This is a genomic window from Aquimarina sp. 433 (assembly GCF_054054605.1).
On sequence record NZ_JBSWZK010000001.1, the window covers coordinates 458257 to 479400 of the forward strand.

At 33.1% G+C, this 21144-nt stretch carries 16 protein-coding genes; 8 read left to right on the forward strand and 8 right to left on the reverse strand.

All coding sequences use genetic code 11. The features are described from left to right. Positions 1-50 precede the first annotated feature (50 nt). Entirely contained in the window at positions 51-4916 is a 4866-nt protein-coding gene (locus tag ACWNT5_RS02040; protein WP_456516450.1) for a DNA repair ATPase, read from the forward strand. Positions 4917-4994: 78 nt separating this feature from the next. Here the strand turns inward: ACWNT5_RS02040 and ACWNT5_RS02045 are convergent, their stop codons facing one another. Beyond that, entirely contained in the window at positions 4995-8189 is a 3195-nt protein-coding gene (locus ACWNT5_RS02045; RefSeq protein ID WP_456516451.1) for a DUF5060 domain-containing protein, read from the reverse strand. A 358-nt stretch (positions 8190-8547) separates the two neighbouring features. Between ACWNT5_RS02045 and ACWNT5_RS02050 the strand changes: the two genes are divergently transcribed. Continuing rightward, a complete protein-coding gene (locus ACWNT5_RS02050) occupies positions 8548-9036 on the forward strand; it encodes a MarR family transcriptional regulator (protein ID WP_299603660.1) in 489 nt (162 codons plus the stop codon). Positions 9037-9041: 5 nt separating this feature from the next. Next, on the forward strand, positions 9042-9506 hold the full coding sequence (locus tag ACWNT5_RS02055) for a GNAT family N-acetyltransferase (RefSeq protein WP_456516452.1): 465 nt from the start codon (positions 9042-9044) through the stop codon (positions 9504-9506). Between the two features lie 66 nt (positions 9507-9572). Here the strand turns inward: ACWNT5_RS02055 and ACWNT5_RS02060 are convergent, their stop codons facing one another. Continuing rightward, positions 9573-10424 carry a hypothetical protein gene (locus ACWNT5_RS02060; RefSeq protein WP_456516453.1) on the reverse strand — a complete coding sequence of 284 codons (852 nt, stop codon included), beginning with the start codon at positions 10422-10424 and terminating at the stop codon, positions 9573-9575. A gap of 27 nt (positions 10425-10451) precedes the next feature. Beyond that, entirely contained in the window at positions 10452-11264 is an 813-nt protein-coding gene (locus ACWNT5_RS02065) for a hypothetical protein (protein ID WP_456516454.1), read from the reverse strand. A gap of 831 nt (positions 11265-12095) precedes the next feature. Between ACWNT5_RS02065 and ACWNT5_RS02070 the strand changes: the two genes are divergently transcribed. The 3 genes from ACWNT5_RS02070 (at position 12096) to ACWNT5_RS02080 (ending at position 15122) form a co-directional block, all read left to right on the forward strand. Continuing rightward, entirely contained in the window at positions 12096-12824 is a 729-nt protein-coding gene (locus ACWNT5_RS02070; protein WP_456516455.1) for a hypothetical protein, read from the forward strand. Between the two features lie 649 nt (positions 12825-13473). Continuing rightward, complete coding sequence (locus tag ACWNT5_RS02075; RefSeq protein WP_456516456.1) at positions 13474-14271, forward strand: sensor histidine kinase; 798 nt, start codon at positions 13474-13476, stop codon at positions 14269-14271. A gap of 212 nt (positions 14272-14483) precedes the next feature. After that, the gene (locus tag ACWNT5_RS02080; protein ID WP_299603672.1) at positions 14484-15122 is read left to right on the forward strand and encodes a response regulator transcription factor; all 639 of its coding nucleotides are present in this window, start codon (positions 14484-14486) and stop codon (positions 15120-15122) included. Positions 15123-15310: 188 nt separating this feature from the next. Here the strand turns inward: ACWNT5_RS02080 and ACWNT5_RS02085 are convergent, their stop codons facing one another. Genes ACWNT5_RS02085 through ACWNT5_RS02100 form a run of 4 tightly spaced genes read right to left on the reverse strand, consistent with a single transcriptional unit; the run spans position 15311 to position 17772 of the window. Next, positions 15311-16252 (reverse strand): SPASM domain-containing protein, encoded by a 942-nt coding sequence (locus ACWNT5_RS02085; protein WP_456516457.1) that lies wholly within the window; start codon positions 16250-16252, stop codon positions 15311-15313. Between the two features lie 43 nt (positions 16253-16295). Beyond that, a complete protein-coding gene (locus ACWNT5_RS02090) occupies positions 16296-16508 on the reverse strand; it encodes a hypothetical protein (protein ID WP_456516458.1) in 213 nt (70 codons plus the stop codon). Next, positions 16501-17529, reverse strand: coding sequence for a grasp-with-spasm system ATP-grasp peptide maturase (gene gwsG / locus ACWNT5_RS02095; RefSeq protein WP_456516459.1), 1029 nt, complete (start codon positions 17527-17529; stop codon positions 16501-16503). The genes ACWNT5_RS02090 and gwsG overlap by 8 nt, the downstream gene beginning before the upstream one ends. 15 nt (positions 17530-17544) lie before the next feature. After that, positions 17545-17772, reverse strand: coding sequence for a hypothetical protein (locus tag ACWNT5_RS02100; protein WP_456516460.1), 228 nt, complete (start codon positions 17770-17772; stop codon positions 17545-17547). Positions 17773-18253: 481 nt separating this feature from the next. On the opposite strand from ACWNT5_RS02100, the gene rpoN reads away from it, so the two are divergent. Both rpoN and ACWNT5_RS02110 read left to right on the forward strand, forming a co-directional pair. Next, positions 18254-19714 (forward strand): RNA polymerase factor sigma-54, encoded by a 1461-nt coding sequence (gene rpoN, locus ACWNT5_RS02105; protein ID WP_299894853.1) that lies wholly within the window; start codon positions 18254-18256, stop codon positions 19712-19714. Then, positions 19714-20319, forward strand: coding sequence for a hypothetical protein (locus tag ACWNT5_RS02110; protein ID WP_299603675.1), 606 nt, complete (start codon positions 19714-19716; stop codon positions 20317-20319). Before rpoN ends, ACWNT5_RS02110 begins: the two co-directional genes overlap by 1 nt. Here the strand turns inward: ACWNT5_RS02110 and ACWNT5_RS02115 are convergent. Next, positions 20314-20994 (reverse strand): porin family protein, encoded by a 681-nt coding sequence (locus ACWNT5_RS02115; protein ID WP_456516461.1) that lies wholly within the window; start codon positions 20992-20994, stop codon positions 20314-20316. The two genes, ACWNT5_RS02110 and ACWNT5_RS02115, sit on opposite strands and share 6 nt — an antisense overlap. Positions 20995-21144: the final 150 nt, after the last annotated feature.

Below are 21144 nucleotides of genomic sequence, written 5' to 3' on the forward strand. Positions count from 1 at the left end.
AACAAATTGATAAACTTGAATCAAAGCTAAAAAAACCTAGGGTAACAACTATGGAAGAAACCAATAAAAATACTATACAATTAGACGGTGGAACCTATGAGATCATCCAAAATCGTTTGCAAAAACAAAAAGGTGAACTCCAGAATCGTCTTACCCAACTAAATGATGCAAGAAAAGAAGTTTTTGGTAGTGTAGAAACTAAACTAATTGCCAATAATCGCATCAATACCGAAAATAATTGTATCGCCAGAGACATCGTAACCATTGGTAAATATTGTCTCTTTGGTTACAATGTACATTTTGGTTTAAGAACAGAGATCAAGCTGGAAGATGTTTTTAGTATTTATACTTACACCGATGATCACTTTGTAAATAAAAAATTAGACCTTATTCAGGATACTGTTTTTATAAATGATTTCACGAATTTATACAAGTACTACAGAAACACCATTTTTTCGAAGTTTGCTATTGTAGGCAACTATCTTCATATGGTTTTTCAGTTAAGCGAAAGCGTATCCGATATTAAAACCTTTAAATGGTTAATCAATGAAGGAACACTTACCTATGTTGATAACCGAAGTGAGCACGAATTTAAATTTCCGAATCAGTATGATTTCGAGTGGACAGAAGTAACTCGAGATATGCATAGATACGGAACCCATCCGCATATCTCTATTTTAGATAAAGTATTTGTAGAAACCGTTGGTGGAGATCTCACCATTAAAATCGAAGACAACACAGATGATGGAAAAGGAATCTACAATGAAGCGGTAGCGCAAGTAGATCAAACCTTAGATGATGGTCAATATCGTTATGCAGATTTAGGCAACCTCATCGCCTTAGAAATAAAACCATTTCAGGAAACTCCTAGATACTTTGTATACAATCATAAAGTACAAGAAGTAAAAAAAATCGAGTGTATAAAAGACGCTTGTGTGCTTTTGCCTGATGATCAAGGAATCATCTATCCTAATGGTTATTATCTACAATCTGGAGAAGTAAAACTGTTCACCAATGAAGTTTCTGATGTTCAATTTCAAGAAAAAATAAGCTCTCCTAATGGTGAAGATTTTCTATATGTTTTCTATGAAAGCGAAAAAGGACTTTATACTTTGATTTCATATAATGTAATAGAGCAAGAGGTAAAAACTCCTATCGTTTGTAATGGGTTTACCATTTTAGAAGATGGAGAGTTGTGCTATTTCAAAACTGAAGATGAGCAAACGAAACATCATGTTATTCAAATTTGGCAAACTCCTTTCTTAACTGGAAACGAAATTCCTTCTCAGCATACAGACACTTTAATTTACAAAATAGGAAATAAAGATATCGTAAAAGCAATGGCAGAATGCCATGCACTCATTACACTTCTGAATAAAGAAGATAGTTATGATGGTTTGTATGATGATCTGGCTAAATCTTCGGGAGAAATTGTAGACAGCTATTATTGGATTAGAGAAGATGATACCTTCCGTTTAGATATTCCGTTAGGAGAAATAAGTAATGCAGCAAATGCAGCTATCGATGAATTTGAAAAAGTTGTCCAACTGAGAAGAACTGCTGCCAATGTAACCAAAGAAACCAAAGCAAAAGCAGAAGAAATCTTTGGGAAGATAAAAAGTAGCTCCTTCCGATCTATAGATGATTTTGTGCAAGTTTTATCACAACTAAGAACCCTGCGCGGTGAAGTAATTGGTTTACAAGACATTCGTTATGTAGATAAAACCTTTATCACTGAGCTTGAAACAGAAATTGCAGAGCAAACGGATAAAATTTCTCAGCGCTGTGTGCAATTCTTACTAGATGACAAGGCACTACTACCCTATCACGAGAGAGTAGAAGAAAAAAAGCAATCGCTGGATAACATCAAAAAAGTAATCGATGCTAAAAAGTTAGAAGACGAAGTAAATCAGATTGCAACGGACTTGGAAATGCTTATTGATATTGTTTCCAACCTTCAGATTGAAGACACATCTCATTCTACTAAGATTATCGATAATATTTCTTTGATTTTTGCTACTATTAATCAATTAAAGGCTGGAATAAAGAACACGATAAAATCGCTTGGCAGCAAAGAAGCCAATGCAGAGTTTGCAGCCCAATTAAAACTAGTAGATCAGAGTATTATCAATTATCTGGATATCGCAAACACTCCAGAAAAAACAGATGAGTTGTTAAACAAAGTATCTGTTCAACTAGAAGATTTAGAAGGTCGATTTGCAGATTTTGAAGAATTCATCACTCAGATTATAGAAAAGCGAGAAGAAGTATACAATGCTTTTGAAGCTAGAAAAAATAGTCTGATCGAGGCAAGAAACAAAAAGGCAGTTGCCTTAGAAAATGCTGCAAACAGAATACTCAAAGGAGTTACTAAAAAGGCATTAAGTTTTGATACTGTTGCAGATATTAATGGATATTTTGCTTCGGATTTGATGATCAATAAACTGCGTGATATCATCTCCAATTTAATGGAATTAAATGATGCTGGTAAAGCGGAAACCATTGAAACGGCATTAAAAGTTGCCAAGGAAGATGCTACTCGTAAACTAAAAGACAAACAAGACCTATATGAAGATGGTGAAAATATCATCAAATTAGGAAAACACAAGTTTGGTGTCAACAAGCAACCACTAGACCTTACCATTGTCTACAAAGATAAGACCTTACAATATCATCTTACAGGGACCGATTTTTATCAGGAGATTGAAAATGAGACCTTATTAGTTTCTAAAAAATACTGGGATCAAGAACTTATTTCCGAAAATCAAGATATGTATCGTGCTGCTTATCTAGCTTACAAGATTTTCAAAAACTCAAAAGAAGACCTTTCTAGTATATCTGAAAAAGATCTACTAGAAATTATAAAATCAGAAAGTAGCAAGAACTATGCAGAAGGTTATGTAAAAGGCGTACATGATGTAGACGCTGCAAAAATTCTAAAAGTTTTAGTTCAGAAAGATCATGATCTCGGCTTATTAAGATACGATTCCAAATCAAGGTCGTATTCACAATATTTTTGGAATAGTTTGGATGATGACAAAAAAGAGTATTGGAACAATACTATTAAAGCTTCAGGTGAAGTATTAGCTATATTCTCGGATAGTACTGAGTACAAAACCGTACTTACTGATTTAGCAAAAGAAGTGATTTCATTCTCAGAAGAACATCAACTTTTTGCATCAGATTATGCAGAAGTCATTAGTAACTATCTTTTTGAGGAATTACAAAGTGATAATGTTTTTTGTATTAGTCAAACGGCAAATGAGCTACACGAGTCCTTTTTAACCGAATTAAAAAAGAAAAAGGTACTTGATAGATTCAAAAAATCATTGGAAGCAACGGGAGATAAATATCAAAAAGATCTCATCCGTTTAGCATTGCAATGGGTAACCGCCTATTTAAAAACACATCATCCAAAACAAATTGATTATGCACATGAGATTGTTTGTTGTCTGTTGTACAAAAAAGAATCCATAGCAGAAATTATTCATGTAAGTCCATCACAAATTATTGATGGTTTACAAGGAAGTCATTCAACAATACAAGAAGGAAATTTTGAATTTAATTATCATAAGTTTATTGCCGATGTAACCAACTTTGTACAGATTGATGTTCCTGCCTATGAAGCATATAGAGATGCAAAGCATCAGGTAACAGAAATGCTAAAAGAAGACTTGAAACTTTCTGAGTTTAAACCAAGAGTTTTATCCTCTTTCGTTAGAAACAAACTAATTGATCAAGTATATCTTCCTTTATTTGGAGACAACTTAGCCAAGCAATTAGGAAGTGTTGGAGATAACAAACGTACGGATAGAATGGGAATGTTATTACTCATTTCTCCACCAGGATACGGTAAAACTACCCTGATGGAATATATGGCAAATCGTTTGGGATTGGTATTCATGAAAATAAATGGGCCTGCAATTGGTCACGAAGTAACTTCTGTGGATCCTATGGCAGCCAATAATGCCGCCGCTCGTGAAGAATTGAAAAAACTAAACCTTGCATTCGAAATGGGTAATAATGTGATGCTATATCTAGATGATATTCAACACTGTAATCCAGAGTTTTTACAGAAATTTATTTCTCTGGCTGATGGTACTCGTAAAATTGAAGGAGTGTACAAAGGAAATCCTAAAACCTATGATTTACGCAGTAAGAAGTTCTGTGTGATCATGGCTGGAAATCCATATACAGAAAGTGGTGAAAAGTTTCAGATACCAGATATGTTAGCAAACAGAGCTGACATTTACAATCTGGGAGATATTATTGGTGATACAGCTGATTTATTCAAATTGAGTTTGATTGAAAACGCACTTACTTCTAATCCTATATTGCATCAACTAAGCAGTAAATATTTCGAAGATATCTATGGATTAATCGAAATGGTAGTATCAGGAACCCAAGAAGGTATTGAGCTTAAAGGAAATCATACAAAACAAGAAGTACAAGATTACTTATCTATATTAGAAAAAGTAGTTACGATTCGTGATACGGTCATGCAAGTAAATGCGACGTATATACAGTCTGCTGCAATGGAAGATTCGTACCGCACAGAACCGTCATTTAAACTACAAGGTTCGTATCGTGATATGAGTAAATTAGTGGCAAAAGTAGTTCCTATTATGAATGAAAAGGAATTGCAGACACTTTTGTTATCACATTATGAAAATGAATCTCAAACTTTAACAAGTGCTGCAGAAGCCAATCTTCTGAAGTACAAAGAGCTAACAAACAACATTTCAAAGGAGGAAAAAAACCGCTGGGAAGTTATCAAAGAAACCTTTGTAAAAAACAATAAATTAAAAGGGTTTGGCGATAAAAACGAAATGGCACAAGTGCTTGCACAGATGATGCAATTTAGCGATCACCTATCTGGAATTCAGGAAGTATTAAAAAAAGGGTTAGAAAGGTAAAATCTAATATAGAAAATAGCAAAAGGATTGGATATGATTATCCAATCCTTTTTACAAATAGTTAGATAGTTAGTTACACTATTGTTTAATAAACTTTAAAGTATTTTGATTTTTTCCATCTCTGATCACCATGAAATAAACTCCCGAAGGAATACTAGAAATATCTATCGAAGAATTGTTATCAGATTCCGAAATTTCTATAGCAGAAATCACTTTTCTACCAGTCATATCATATACAGATACTTTGCCTTTAGTTAATCCTGCTACATTTACTAGATTATTTGCAGGATTTGGATATACCTTAAATTGGGCCTTATCAAATTCACCAACAGACAATTGACAATCTGACAATACTACATCAGGCCCAGTACCCGTAGGTTTTGTATATGCTTTAGAAAGAACAAACTTATCGATTTCTGTTCCATCTTCTCTCATAGACAATGAAATTGTATGTACTCCTGCACTAGGAACATCAATATAAATAAGTTGCTCTTCACCACAATGATTCGCATTTGTTCGTTGTTTACTTTCCCACGTCCATTGATTTTTACCAGCACACCATTGCATACGTTGTCCAGAAGCTGGCCAAGTACCATTGATCCCTACATGTAGCCCATTATCTTCAGAACCTGTAGAATATAAACGTACCCAAACAAAATATTTTCCTGGAGAATTGAACTTTACATTATAGTCTAAAACCCCCACTACTCCAGGTGTATTAGAAAAGCTTTCTCCATTAACCAATGGATCATCATGAGTTACTCTGGTATCAGGTAAAATTTCTAAGTATCCACCACCACTGGCAGAAGCATGATGACTAGGATCTGGATCTGGAGTTGGTGTAGAAACCGTTCCATCTTGGAAATACCATTGTCTTTTTTCTGTCTTTGTTTGGTTTACGAAGTCTTCTGCTTCTATTGCTACCACACCATTCTCTTCTGTAGGCACACATGAAGAACCATCTCCGTCTCCTCCACCATCTCCATCACCACCATCATTACAATCCGTTAAGGATACAATGATTTTTGGAGCCACAGCTCCTTCTTTAGAATGAAACGAAACATCATTAGAACCTGTATGTTTTAGTATTAATGAAATTGTTTCTCCTTGTGAAACACCAGACAAAGTCCATTCATATGATTGCCCAGCAGAAAATGCACCATTAATAGAGCCTATTTTATCTCCTTCTGATGGCTTATTAGCATCGGATAAGTTTCCTTCTGTCCAATTGTTAGCATTTCCTTTATAAACATCTATGGTTCCCTGACCAGGATCATCGTTTACTGTTAATCTCAGTTTAATAGCACTCACTGCATCTTCTGTTGATGGTACATCAAACTGCAAATAAGAAACTCTATTTCCTTGCTCTACTCTAAGTTCATCCGTGTTAAACCTAGTAGTTCCTTGTAAATAGGCATCTTGTGTTGCTATACTTTCTAAATCATCACATGTTGGCTCTCCGTCTGATTCACCTTTTATCAAAGCTACCCAATCATTAGTATCTGGGGCAGATAAAGAATTGGTAACTCCTTGTGGAGAAGACAATGCGCCTCCTGACCTTGGATTAAACCATTGTACCTGCCAAGTTCCTGAAGGTAAACTGATATTGGTTGATCCACCATCTGGAAGATACACCACATATACCTCATTTGGTTTTGCTAGTACATAATCGTCAGCGGAGGTAAGACCATCAGAAGAAACCATATCCACTAAATAAGAATCCAAATACGTTTCAAAAAAGTGCAATGCATAACTAGCGTGTGTATATTTTACATCTCTGGACCTATGATCCTGAGCTGTTAAATCGGTTTCTCCTGTTTGGTAACCATAGTAATACTCTACTCCAGTACCACCAGCCATAAATGTTCCCCAAAGTACTTGATCACGAACCAATTTATCTTCAGTACCATCCTGATCTACTCCTATATTTGCGCTTCCTTGTTCATCATTAGCAACTACCCATTTCTTTCCAGCATTTCTAGATTTCTCAAGCCACCTTCTTACATCATTATGCACATTGTTTTTTCCCGTTTGAATAGATGCTCCAGTAAGTTCAGAATTAGCACCCAATAAAGGATCATATCTTTGGTCCTGCTGATTTGGATATGTATGCAGTACAATATGATGGTCATAAGGATCTACATCTTTAATATAAGATGCAATACTTTTCACCACATTATCTGGAATTGTTGTTTCTTCTGTAATATTCCAGTTTAATGCTAAATGATGTCCGAATCTCGCTATCAGTTCTCTGTAATACAATTTTCTTTCTCTACCATTGGTATTATTATCCATCATATTATCATTCTCCGTCTCCATGGTTTTAAAATGCATAAACACCCCTTTTTTATCAGCATATTCAAAGATCTTTTCCCATTGAGCCATTTTAGAAACATCAAAACGATCTTTATGTACACCCTGATTCCATTGCTGGCTATCATTATACCCATTATATACACTTTCGGTGACCTTCAGTAAATGAGGGAATACATTTTCATCATCTCCATGAAGACTAAGCGTTAAAAAAGAAAACGCATTCAATCCTTTGGTAGAAAGATAATTAACCACTCCTAATAGTTCAGAACCTTTTCCTCCATCCCAAGTATATGCTGAAGCATCAGATGCGACATAATCTTGTTGGTGGGGATTCCAATTTTTTCGTCGGTTTCCTCGGTTTGGTGTATTATCAAAATCTTCGTAAGCCAAGGTATTCTCTGGAGCATCCGCACCTGCCTTAACAAACCAGTTACCGTTAGGGTTTTCTGGATCTGTACCAGAATGTCTTAAGTAGTGTTCTCCTACGTATTGCAATCTCCCTTTATCCATGGCTCTATGATCACGTCCTGTTTTATCAGATTCTGTGATATTAAAAGAACCAGTATCTCCATCCATAAATCCAGCTGAAGCTCCTCCAGTTGTAATTGCAATATCATCTCCAGTTTTAAAAGAAGCTGTCCAGTTCCATGTACCTGTTTTTCCAGGTGCAAAATGAACTTTCCAGATCGCTCCAGAATCACAACTAGATTCTGCTGGATCTTCACATCCGGCATAATAGCCAGGAACTGTGTAAGAAGAAGAACCATTCGTAAATGTAACATCCAGACGATAATCTGAGAATGGATTTGGATTTGCCGTCTCAGAGGTGTTTGGGCCTGTAAATGAAAGAGTAACTTTATGCCATCTTTTTAATTCGCCTTGAGGATTTTGGGCACTCATTGCAAAAGAAAAGAATACAAATAGTGCAAATAGTTTTAGTCGAGTTGAAATAATCATTGTGTGGTTAATTTTGTTGATTGTTATATCCGGGTTTATTATTGAAAATCAAAGATTAAAAACAGAAATATCCCTGAAAACCATAATCTATTAATAACGAAACTATTAAACGAAAATTACCGAAAATCTATGACGAATAGTATTAGTAGTAATTAGAGTAGTATTCGTTATCATCTAGAAAGAATTCGAAAATGAAATTCCTATAAAAATCTACTAAAAAGGAAACCCTACCATGGATAATTCATATTTCAGCACATTCCTGATTTAGAATACATGATATAGAATCAACATTCTTCTTGTATAGAATTTCTAAATTTTATATTTTTACATAAGTACTTATATAATTACTTATTAATTAATGAGAGATTCTTTACAAGAGTTTGGAGAATTAGGATTGGGGTCAAGATTTAAACGTCTTAGTGACTATTTGATGAAAGAAACACAAATTGTTTATAATACGCTTCAAATACAATTCGATCCTTACCTATTTCCTATATTCAAGATTATTGCTGATCAAAACATAGTAACCACTTCAGAAATTCAGGAGCAACTACATTATACGCAGCCTGCGATTACACAAGGCTTACAAAAACTATCAAAAAAAGGTTTGATACGATATAAAACGGATACCAAGGATAAGCGTAAAAAACTATATCAATTATCCTCTAAAGGAAAAAAAACACATGATCAACTAGTTCCTGTTTGGCAAACTATAGACAAGCAAGTCAAATGGGTTACTGAAGGTTCATCGACTAGCTTAACACGCCACTTAACCTATATGGAGAATCAGTTTAAAGAGAAATCTCTTAGCAAACGTATATTAGAAAACATTAGACAACAACCATAAACGCCATGAAAGAAGTTACAATTATCCCATTTGACCCGAAGTATGCCAAAGATTTCGCTGATCTTAATGTCGCTTGGTTAGAAAAATACTTTGTTGTAGAACCTCACGATGTGGAACTTTTAGAAAAATGTGAAGAAACCATTATCAATAATGGAGGTCATATATTCTTTGCTAAAGTTGGCTCTGAAATTGCGGGAACCTTTTCATTAATCAAAAGTCAGGAAGGTATCTATGAGTTAGGAAAAATGGCAGTGTCTCCAGAATTTCAAGGACAAAAAATAGGACAGCAACTCTTAACTTTTTGCATTGACTTTGCCAAAAAACAGCACTGGACCAAACTTATACTTTACTCCAATACGAAACTAGAAAATGCCATCTACATTTATAAAAAATATGGTTTTACAGAAATTGAACTTGAGAAAGATTCACCATATTTACGAAGTAACATAAAAATGGAGCTTATACTATAAAAACAAAGCCCACCCAGCTAACACACATGCCAGGTGGACTTCCACACTTACAATAAATATGCTTATTTAATTGTAATCGTTTATAGCTACTTTATAATTATTACCGTAGTTATTATCCCAATATTCGTTTCCGTTTACTCTATACACAACAGCGTACTCCACTTCATTGATTGAAGGGTCTAATGCAACATATCCTTGCCATCTTTCTATACCAAAATTATTCGGACTTTGCACTGTAAACAAAGGGCCATTAGACCAAAACTGACGATACGTTAGCGGCAAATACCCTTGTGTTTGCCAATTATCCAATGTATACACTACTCCCACCTCTTTGTCTGGAGCTAAGTTTCGCACATCTACCGTAACATTGAGAGAGTTGGTATTACCATTTGGAAAATATGACAAGCTTGTATAGTTTGTATCTACATTGACGTTAAGTTCGGGATCTGCAAAGAACCAACCTTCCATTCTAGACATAGCATAATTAGAACCATTATTATTGCCCCAATATACTGTTCCATTTACTTCATATCGAACTACAAACTCATCTGCGTATATTCTATCGATTGCAAATCCACCATGTGTATAGGTTGCAGTCCATAATTCTTTTTGTCCATCTTCAATACTTTGATCATAAGCTAAAGGAATCTCATCCCAGCTACCATCAACTCTCTGGTGGTAAATGCTAACATTCTTTGCATACGCTAGATTTTCAACTTCCACCGTAAAGTTTCTTGTATACGACTGAAATCCTCTGTAAGAACTGTAAACCGTCCAAGCTTTTACTAATTGTACAGGATCTGAATTTTTTGCTGAAACTTCTAATAAATTTATTGAAGCTTCTGAGTTTTCCATAAAATCATCTTGACTACAAGAGAGTACTACAAGACTGATTAATAGATAAAGGTACTTTTTCATTTTAAATGATTTGTTGGTTATTATTGGTTAATACGTGATTTTACTTAGGGTATAGTTATTTCCGTAGTTATTATCCCAGTATTCTTCGCCATTGACCTTATACACTACTGCAAACTCAATGGAATCTACTTCATCAGGGACTCTGATTAGGGTATCATAAATATCCACATCATGCTGATTAGGACTCATAATATAATGTGCATATCCTACTCTAAAATATCGTTGATAAGACATCTGCACAGTATTTTTTGTTGCCCAGTCATCTGTAGTATACACTACTTCTACTGTGGCATTAGCACCATAATTTCGTCTCGCGTTTACATTGATAGCAAACGAAGTTCCAGCCCATCTAGTAAAGCTATCATTTACCTCTACATCTACATCTGGCGATAAAAAGCCTCCTACATTGACCAACATGCTATAGTTCTTGCCACTATTATTATCCCAATACGTTTCACCATCTACAGTATATTTTACCACAAAGTCTGTACTATAGATTTCGTTATCAGGTGTTACCTCTCCTACCCAAATTTCTTCGTTACTACCAATGCTTTGATCATACGTTAATGGAATATCGACCCAACCACCATTATTGGTTGCATGGTGTATAGCTACTTCTTTCTGGTAGGCTAAATTTTTAACCTTTACCTTAAATTTACGTTGGTAGTTGATCTGAACAGGACTACTCCTATTTGCGGTCCATGCGCTTATGAGTTTCACATTTTCGGAACTGTTTTTTGAAGATAGTTCGATTGACATTTCTGAGTCCAAGGTTTCTATATCTGATGCACAGGAATACAAACCAAAGATTATACTAAGTACTAGATAAATTTTTCTCATGATTGCGGTTATTAGTTTTTGTTTAACATTGTGAGTTAGCAAAAGTTACTTTTCGAAAAGTTTAGTTCTTAGCTGTTCTAGCTACTATGAAGTAAGAAAAGAAAAGGCCGCATGGCAATTTGAAAGTTAATTTTTAACAATTTATTTAACGAAAAACGTTTTCGCTAAAATTAAAAATTAACATTTTTTTAAAAGTATATTTTTGACATTATCAAGTCGCTCTATTTTCCCCATTATTTACTAGAAGATTGACAATTCTATCGAAAAACTTTCGTGCTTGTTTTCGCAAAAATTTAGTAGAAAAATCCCCAAATATTATCGATTACGAAAACAAAACACCTCTTATAGCTAGACAATCGTTAATGATTTAATAAACTCGTACTACAAGTTCGTACAGTTTTTCTTACAATAAGATGATAATGGATAGAAATCTAATACAGATACTTGGTAGATTACCGTACTTAAAAACATTGCCCAAAATCTCTTCCTTCCTAATCTGCGGACAGGCTTTCGAAGATGGACTTTATTAGCTCCTCTCCTTTTGAAGGAGAGGTTGGGAGAGGATACAATAAATCAACCGTTATTCCACTTTTTTTAAAAGGGGCGTTTACCCCTTTTGTCTATAACCTAATCTCATCTCTAACTTTTCAAAACGCTTGTAATTCAACAATTTCAGTGATAAAAACACTTATTATGGGTATTTCGAATTTTTTAAAACTATTTAAAATGGTATTTTTAAAACTCAAAACTTAACAAATACTTAAGTTTTTAACTAACTAATATTTTGGCCGATGCCAAAATCACACAAATACTTATTAAACCTATCAAAAAATGAAACTACAAACCAACCTTATCAAACAGTATCTGATGATTGCATGTGCTTGTCTATTCTTAGGATCATGCAATAAATCTAATGAAGCCACAAATTGCGCTGAACTAGAAACTTATAAAAAGAAGATCGAAGCCTATGAAAAAGAAATCGAAGCATTGAAATCTCAATTGGGCAGTATTGATGACAAACGAAAACCCGAAAATATCATCCAATCCGGTTTTGCTAAAGAGATCTTCCACTTATATGATCAACGAGAAGAATTAATCAACGAAGTAGTAGGACAAGATGGAGAAGGAAATGAATTTAAAGCTACTAGATCTTTGTTCTATGATATCGATGAATTACAGAAGTATATCCGTTATGTAAGAGTACAATCACGCAGAGCAAAAGTAAAGCCATCTGGATTTAGATTTTATTTTGCCTTATATCCAGATAACTATTTAAGAGACAAAGAAGATAAAAGATACGCAAAAAGACAGACCTTTTTTATAGCACCAACACAAGAAGTAAAAGATGCTGCTGGTAATATAGAACATCTGGGATACACATTAGACAACAACTTTAAAGTCGAGTTATTAAGAGATAAAATAGGACTAGATAGTAGAATCGATAAGAATGGAAATATCCAAAAAGCAGGATTTTTCAACTTCAGTACAATGCAAGAAGATGAAGAAAATAGTTTAATCGCAAATGAATTAGGAGCCTCACCTCCAAATCCAGCTCATTAAAAGGAGTTAAAAATAGAATGAATTATGTTGATATATACAAGACTCTAAGAGATTCCGGAATAATATTAGAAATAGCAACTGCCTTAATTGCGGTTGTTTTTTATCAAAAATACAAAACCACCAGATTGAAGTACATATTATTTCTTCTCTTGTATATTGCAATTAATGAAGTAGTAGGAAGCTATATAAGAGAAAAAATAACTAATTATAACGCTCTTTTGTACAACATATATAATGTAATATATTTTTTGTATTTATTCCTACTTTACAGGAAATACGTAATTAAGCTTAAATACAAAAAATATATTTCAATTTTTATAATTTGTTATTTAATATCTTTTATTTTTAATGGTTTTAGAGAAAACTATTTTATAGAATTCCAGAGCTTTCCATACATATTGGCATCGTCTTTTATAATTTTATCAATAATATTCTATTTTATTGAAATATTAAACTCTGAAAGAGTTTTAAACATAAAGAAGAACCTACTTTTTTGGATAAGTGTAGGACTTCTCTTGTACCACGTAGGTATTATTCCTTTTCGAATTGTGAGAAATTATTATTCTAGTGCTACAGAATTATCAATATTATTTATGATTAACGTAATCCTAACTATTTTGATGAACATCTGTTTTATTATAGGATTTATATGGAGCGACAAGAAACAGCCATATTAATAGCAAGTTTAATACTTGTAGGTATAATTATACTGATGATTTTTTTGTTCTTGATATTTCAAAAACGAAAAAACAGCCTATTATTACAACAAAAAGAAGCTGAAAAGAAGTTTGAAAGAGCTATTGCCGAAACACAAATAGAAATACGTGAAGAAACCTTACGCAATATTAGCTGGGAATTGCATGATAATATTGGTCAGTTATTAACGCTTGCCAAAATACAGGTAGATGTTGCCAAAGAAGATCCAGAAAAGCTACCAGAGGTTACCGATACCATTACTAAGAGCTTAATAGAATTAAGAGCTTTATCAAAACTGATAAATCCTGATGCGATTAAGAGTTTAAGTCTTACAGAAGCTATTGCGCTGGAAGTAGAACGTTTTAATCGTTTACAGTTTATAGAAGCCACGCTAAGCAGTAATACAGAAGTACGCACCTTAGATGACAAAGCAGAAGTGATTATTTTTAGGATACTGCAGGAGTTTTTTAGCAATACCATCAAACATTCTAAAGCTTCTACATTAAGTGTAAACGTAAAATATAGCAATGAGAAGTTGGTGATTCATGCTAAGGATGATGGAGTCGGATTTGACATGAACGATGTGAGAAATAAAAAGCAAGTAGGTATTGGTTTATGTAATATGCAAAACAGAGCTAAATTGATAAATGCAGAAGTTAGCTTAGATGCCGCCAAAGGAAAAGGAACAGCGATTACACTAACCTATCATTATAAAAAACTGGAACAAGAAGAGGAAGAGGATTTATATTAGTTTGTCACATTGTGCTTCCTCCAAAGGCAGAAGGATGTCGAAGTGTTTTCAACGGCATATGAACTATAAAAACATCCATCCCAAACCCTTCCTTCAAAGGAAGGGCTTAAAGTCTCCCTTCGAAGGGAGATTTAGAGGGATGTAATTTATCCTTATAAGATCAAAATAAACAAGCGCATAAAAGCACTATACACACAAAACATCAAAAAAAAATGAAATACTCAGTAGTTATTGTAGAAGATCATATCCTATTATCACAGGCACTGGCAGGATTGGTAAATGGGTTTTCTAAGTTTAAAATATTATACCTGTGTAAAAACGGAAGAGAATTACTTACGCGATTTAAAGATCCTAAAAACATTCCAGATATTGTATTAATGGATATTAATATGCCCATCATGAATGGTATCGAAACTACTATTGCTCTTAAAGAAGAATATCCACAAGTAAATGTATTAGCCCTTTCGGTAGAAGAAGATGAAAAAACCATTCTTAAAATGCTGAGAGCAGGTGCCAAAGGGTATTTACTAAAAGACACAGAGAAAAGCATCTTAGAAAATGCATTAATAGAAGTACAGGAAACCGGGTTTTACCATACCAAAGATGTGACCAATTTATTATTAGGCTCTTTAAATCCTAAGAAGGAAAACAAAGTAGTACTTAAGGATCGTGAGATGGAATTTATTAAACATGCATGCACCGAAAAAACGTATAAAGAAATTGCAAGCGATATGTGCTTGAGCCCTAAAACAATCGAAGGATATAGAGATTCTATATTCGAAAAACTACATCTTAAAAACCGAACAGGCTTGGTAATTTATGCGATAAAGAATAAAATTTTCATTCCATAAGTCTTTTATAAAATTCACATCAAATGTTAAAACTGACGTATTTGGTTCATACACTCTAATGTCACACCGAGCTTGTCGAAGTGCTTTTGTTCTACAATTTACTTAGACATCTATCTACCTAAACAGAAAACTCAGTACATCAATAGTAATATCTACCTAAAACGAATTATATCGAAGACAAGTAAATTCTATACAAGGTCAAAATCACAATAGTGCTCTTTAAAATACTTATTATTTTTCTGAAAAATATCAGAATTACTTAAGCACATATAACGAAATTGACAATCCTTGCATTTTTCTATTTGATCATTGGTAATAGTAAATTTTTCTTTAAACTTTGTAAGATTTAAAATATCTTGAATTGCCTCATTCTTTATATTCCCAAATATCTTATCATGCGAGAGATAGTTTTTTATAGAACCATCAGTATCAATACATATTTTTCGATTAAGACCAGAATTGTAGTGCCTTGACTCATAATACATAAAATAAGACACCACAAATAGATCCTTATCATAGACCTCTTTCGTATCTGGAGTAATCTTCTTTTTAGAAAAAGCTATTTTTTTATCGGATTTCTCTGATATTTTGATGTTTCTATTTTCTTCAGAAGAATGGATCACCAAAACCACGTTAGCATATTCATTAGCTAAACGTTTAAGATCATCCTCAGAAACTTTGGAAGTGTCTGGCCAATAAATTTCAACAATTCGTATAGTACTTTCTTTCAATGGCTCTAAAGACTTCAAAAAAACATCAAAATCGATATACTCGTATACTCTAATCTGTAATATTTGGCAGGATAATAAATCTAAATCAGCTACTACTTTACGAAGATCATAATCAGAGGAAGCACCTAACGCTATAACAGAAGAAATTACTTTATAAGGACTATAGAAAACGTCTTCTGGGTTTTTGAAGGGTTTCGGATTTTTTGTAAAAAACCCATATTGGTTTTCTACCAAAAAATCCAAATACCCTAAAATGCCTTCATCATATTGATTCTCATACAAATCTAAGATACTTTGAATATTATGTTTTTTTAAATCAAGAAGTAAGATATCACATAACAAATTTGGTATCTCTGTATAAGAACCTCTATCAAGGTCCATTACAACACTTGATTTCACACCTTTTACTGGAATACAACTAGTAAATAATACAAAAAACCGATCATTCATCCTCTTCGAACAAAATAATATTAGAATTGGGCTTATAAAAATCTAAAATAGCATCTTGACCTTTGTATTTTTTCATATAAACAAAACGTTCCATATTTCCCCTTTTACCCTGATGGGATATAGATATTTTATGTAAATCAAAAGATATATCTTGATGTTCTGGAATGGAAATTAAATGTTTGTATTTTTCAAATTCATCAATCATGAATAGTTGTTTTACTTAAAAATTCTGCGATTATTTTATGAAGGTAATAGTTGCACCGAATGGAAACATCTCCATATTGACCTACAGGATTGATTTCTAAGAAGTAATAATCCCCATCGGTCGACTTAATTAGATCAATAGCCCCAAAAGTAAGATCCAAATTCTCCATTAAGTTTCTTAATTTACTTTCTACACTTTCATCCAATTCATAAGGCATATATCTTGCAGGAGCATTGGCGTCTCTATTACGCATATCCACTTTAGTCTGTTCATTTAACTGACTAAAGATAGCAGCAGAATAAAAAGTTCCATTTATATAAATAGTTCGAATTTCATATTCTTTTTCTATGTATTCCTGAAATAAGGATGGCGCAAAAACATTGGGAGAATCATTTAAGTTATCCAAAAGTTGTGTCATTTGGTAAATAAACACCCAATTATCTTTTTCAATTTCATATTTATGATCTCTCATTACTTCATGTAATGATTTTGTTATAATTTTTCTATCGCAACTTTCGAAAAAATCGATCAATTCTTTCTTAGAATTCGTAATCAAAGTTTTAGGAATAGTTAAACCTAATTTTTGAGCCCTCTGTAGTACGATTGGCTTATTTAATTCGAAAGTTCGAAAAGAACCAAGTTTCTGTTTCTCACCTAGCTTATAAGACAAATAATCATAGAAAATACGAAAACGACTATAAACTGTTTTGTTTAACTTTTCTTTAGGATAAACACCCTCATAATTATAGTCGCCTCTAAGAAAATGATTTGCATATTGTTGAGGTCTCCGAAACCAAACGGAAGAAAAATCAATTGATGATTCCTCATCAAAGATTGAAGAATCATTAATATCACCTTTCCCTCCAAAAATAAAGGAAAAGGTTTTATAATTGAATTGAAAAAAATCTTCATTTTCAGATGAACCTATGAATTTTTCATAAGATTTATCTGAAAAGTATAACCAATCCATAACTCTATTAACTGAAAAATCATTTTTTTCCGAAAATATTAAATTTATCATTTAACAATCATAAAATCAATGATCAGGATCTTGACAATCAGATTTATCCTTTAAATCTGGTGTATCCGTCATTTGAGAACCAGTACTTGGACCGTTAGGGGGACTACTCTGAAGTTCGTCTCCTCCAACTACACTTAATCCACACCAGTACTGTATAGATTTACCGTGATTACCTGTCATAACCGCTCCTTTCTGGTCTCTCAACTCTTCCAAAAGAGTATCGATGCTTTTCTTTTGTTTCATGATTTATGATTTTAAATGTTTTAGCTTACAAACTACGAAAAAGATATTTTGTTGCAAAATTCCCGTACTATTTTTATTCTTTTTCGATAAAATCATAGTAAAAGTCTACTTAAATTATCAAAAATCTAGCAAGTAATAGAAGTTTTATAACCAATCCTGTCTTTAAACCTGTTACAGTAATTTTAAACTTAGCTATTTATGTCTTAGCTTTTTTTTAACTAAAAAAAGCGTCTATCAATGTGTAATAAATCTATTTTGGCGCGTTTATTGATTAGTTGCATAAAATAGTTTTAAAAATTTATGGTTTTAAAACTATTTGAATGAGACCCCATACTACATATGGGATTGGTTCAACTATATTTTTTTAATTCTTTGTTTTCAACAAATTTTAAAAAAAGTTTCACTAAACTAACCATCGAATACCTACAAAAATACGCTGTATTTTGTTTATTTTTGTGAGTATAAGAACATTGATATTTTTATGCTTAAGCAACAACTAAATTTTAAACTCTCTCAAAAACTTTCTCCACAGCAGATTCAATTAATGAAGTTAATACAACTTCCTACCCAAGCTTTTGAACAACGTCTAAAGCAAGAAATGGAAGAGAATCCTGCACTAGATAGTGGAAAAGAAAAATTGGATGAGTACGAAGATGCTTATAGTAATGAAGGCAGTGTAGATGATGATTATGGCACTGAAAAAATAGAAACCGAAATCAATGTAGATGAATATCTTAGTGATGATGAAATACCTAGTTATCGCTTAAGTTCTAATAATTACAGCTCTGATGATGAAGAAAAAAATGTTCCGTATGCTTCGGGAACTTCTTTCCATCAACATCTCGTAAATCAACTGAATACTTATCGATTCGAACCAGAAGAAAGAGAGATTGCAGAATTTCTTGTGGGTAGTATTGATGAAAGTGGTTATATACGAAGATCTCTAACAGACATACTGGATGACCTTGCATTTACACAAAATGTATATACCACAGAAGAAAAAATTGAAAGCATCCTAAAAACAGTTCACCAACTGGATCCAGCAGGTGTTGGGGCTAGAAATCTTCAAGAATGTTTACTAATCCAATTAAATAGAAAAGAAACTACGCTTCCTATAAAATTAGCCACACAGATTTTAGAAAAGTCTTTTGACCACTTTAGCAAGAAACATTATGAAAAACTACTTGCTAAATTTGATATTACAGAAGATTTATTAAAAGAAGCAATTGAAGAGATCGAAGGATTAAACCCAAAACCAGGCGGAGCTTATGCAGGAAACAACAAGCTAATAGAACACGTAGTTCCTGACTTTACCATAAGAATTGTTGATGGAGAACTGGAACTTACCCTAAATGGCCGAAACGCACCAGAATTGCACGTTTCTAGAGAGTACAATAATATGCTTCAGGGCTATAAAGCCAGTAAACAAAAATCCAAATCTCAAAAAGATGCAGTATTATTTATAAAACAAAAATTAGATGCTGCCAAATGGTTTATAGAAGCTGTTAAACAAAGACAACAAACACTTTTTTTAACGATGAGTGCAATAATGCACTATCAGGAAAGTTATTTTTTAAGTGGAGACGAGCGTAGTCTAAAACCAATGATCCTAAAGGATATTGCTGATGAGATTGATATGGATGTAAGTACTGTGTCCAGAGTGGCTAACAGCAAATATGTAGACACTCCTTACGGAACTAAACTGATCAAAGAATTCTTTTCTGAATCTATGACCAATGATCAAGGTGAGGAAGTATCCACAAGAGAGATTAAAAAAATACTGGAAATAACCATAGGAGAAGAAGATAAGAAAAAACCTCTTACAGATGAAAAGTTAGCTAAAATCCTTAAAGAAAAAGGATATCCTATAGCCAGAAGAACGGTAGCTAAATATAGGGAACAATTAGATATTCCTGTAGCCAGGCTGCGAAAGAAGATTTAATGAATTTTTTACTAAAAAGCATTTCATACATTTTTCACCCGTTACTGATGCCAATTGCTGGCGCGGTAATTTATTTTGTTACTGCTCCAAGATTTATTCCTGAAAACATAGTACAAGCTAAAATTTTTGGATTAGTAGTCGTTACTATCTTGATTCCTATTGTCCTTTACTTTTTTCTAAAAACAATGGGTATTGTTTCTTCTATCCATTTAGAAGATGCAAAACAAAGAAAAATCCCTCTTCTTTTGCAATCATTAATTTTACTTCTAGTAATTAAAATGATTATAGATGTATATAATTATCCAGAATTATATTTTTTCTTTCTTGGAGTCTTATTATCCTCACTAAGCGCCATATTTATTGTCTTTTTTGATATTAAAGCAAGTTTACATATGCTTGGATCAGGTGCAGTTACCATGTTTACCATTGCCTTAAGCATTCACTTTGAGATCAATCTTATATTATTGATTGCAGCAATGATATTTGCCAATGGTCTTGTAGCTACTTCCAGATTACACGAAAAAGCGCATACAAATTTAGAATTGACATTAGGATTTCTGATTGGAGTAATACCCCAACTTACTTTATTGAATTTCTGGTTATAATATGTAGAACATCAGGCCTATTTTAGCAGCATTTAAACCAACTCTTTCATTTCCTATTCTAGCATCTCCGTTGAACAAAGGATTAAGACTATAATAAAAATGAAAATTAAAGGTATTCCAACCAAATGTAAAGGTAGCTCCTACGCGCCAGCGATCTAACTCATCAATTTTAGTCTGTCTTACTTGGTTCCCAGGTTGTTCAAACTTAGCATCGAAGTAGTACAAATAACCAATTCGAAGTCCTGTATAAATTCTCCAAAACTTATGTGTATTAGGAACCGATGTGCGCCACCTAAATTCCAAAGGCGCCTCTACCAAATGTGTGATAAATTTATTCTTGTCAAAATCTACTCCATCAAGGTTACTAAAAATACTTTGTCCTGTCTCTATATCCTCTCCTATGAAAAGATTCTGTCCATAGGTATTAATTGAATATCCCAAACCTAGACCTATAGCGACATTTCGCCTTTTATTAATGGGCATATCTCTAGTATACCCGAGATGCAGTCCTCCAGAAAATCCAGATTGACTTATATCCGAAGGTGTGTTCCAAAGTAAATTAAACGTAAAACCTGCATAAAATTGATCTTCTCTGTAGAGCGAATCTAAGGCCGTTTTTTTTGCATTATCTACCTGAGTTTCACTTTGACTAAAACAAGACATTATAGCAAACATAACACCTATTAAAGTCAGTAATAATTTTATAGTTTTTGAATTTTTCAATATCCCTCCCATACAATTCACTAAAATAATTCTATTTCTTTAGAAAAGATAACGTTTTAGAAAAAGAATAAGAATTCCACGAATACTCATGGAATTCTTATA

Coding starts and splice junctions, on each gene's coding strand:
- ACWNT5_RS02065 (WP_456516454.1), bottom strand. CDS start 11,264: ATGAGAAAAATTTATCTAGTACTTAGTATAATCTTTGGTTTGTATTCC.
- ACWNT5_RS02080 (WP_299603672.1), top strand. CDS start 14,484: ATGAAATACTCAGTAGTTATTGTAGAAGATCATATCCTATTATCACAG.
- ACWNT5_RS02090 (WP_456516458.1), bottom strand. CDS start 16,508: ATGATTGATGAATTTGAAAAATACAAACATTTAATTTCCATTCCAGAA.
- ACWNT5_RS02060 (WP_456516453.1), bottom strand. CDS start 10,424: ATGAAAAAGTACCTTTATCTATTAATCAGTCTTGTAGTACTCTCTTGT.
- gwsG (WP_456516459.1), bottom strand. CDS start 17,529: ATGATAAATTTAATATTTTCGGAAAAAAATGATTTTTCAGTTAATAGA.
- ACWNT5_RS02110 (WP_299603675.1), top strand. CDS start 19,714: ATGAATTTTTTACTAAAAAGCATTTCATACATTTTTCACCCGTTACTG.
- ACWNT5_RS02045 (WP_456516451.1), bottom strand. CDS start 8,189: ATGATTATTTCAACTCGACTAAAACTATTTGCACTATTTGTATTCTTT.
- ACWNT5_RS02075 (WP_456516456.1), top strand. CDS start 13,474: ATGGAGCGACAAGAAACAGCCATATTAATAGCAAGTTTAATACTTGTA.
- rpoN (WP_299894853.1), top strand. CDS start 18,254: ATGCTTAAGCAACAACTAAATTTTAAACTCTCTCAAAAACTTTCTCCA.
- ACWNT5_RS02070 (WP_456516455.1), top strand. CDS start 12,096: ATGAAACTACAAACCAACCTTATCAAACAGTATCTGATGATTGCATGT.
- ACWNT5_RS02055 (WP_456516452.1), top strand. CDS start 9,042: ATGAAAGAAGTTACAATTATCCCATTTGACCCGAAGTATGCCAAAGAT.
- ACWNT5_RS02050 (WP_299603660.1), top strand. CDS start 8,548: ATGAGAGATTCTTTACAAGAGTTTGGAGAATTAGGATTGGGGTCAAGA.
- ACWNT5_RS02100 (WP_456516460.1), bottom strand. CDS start 17,772: ATGAAACAAAAGAAAAGCATCGATACTCTTTTGGAAGAGTTGAGAGAC.
- ACWNT5_RS02115 (WP_456516461.1), bottom strand. CDS start 20,994: ATGTTTGCTATAATGTCTTGTTTTAGTCAAAGTGAAACTCAGGTAGAT.
- ACWNT5_RS02040 (WP_456516450.1), top strand. CDS start 51: ATGGAAGAAACCAATAAAAATACTATACAATTAGACGGTGGAACCTAT.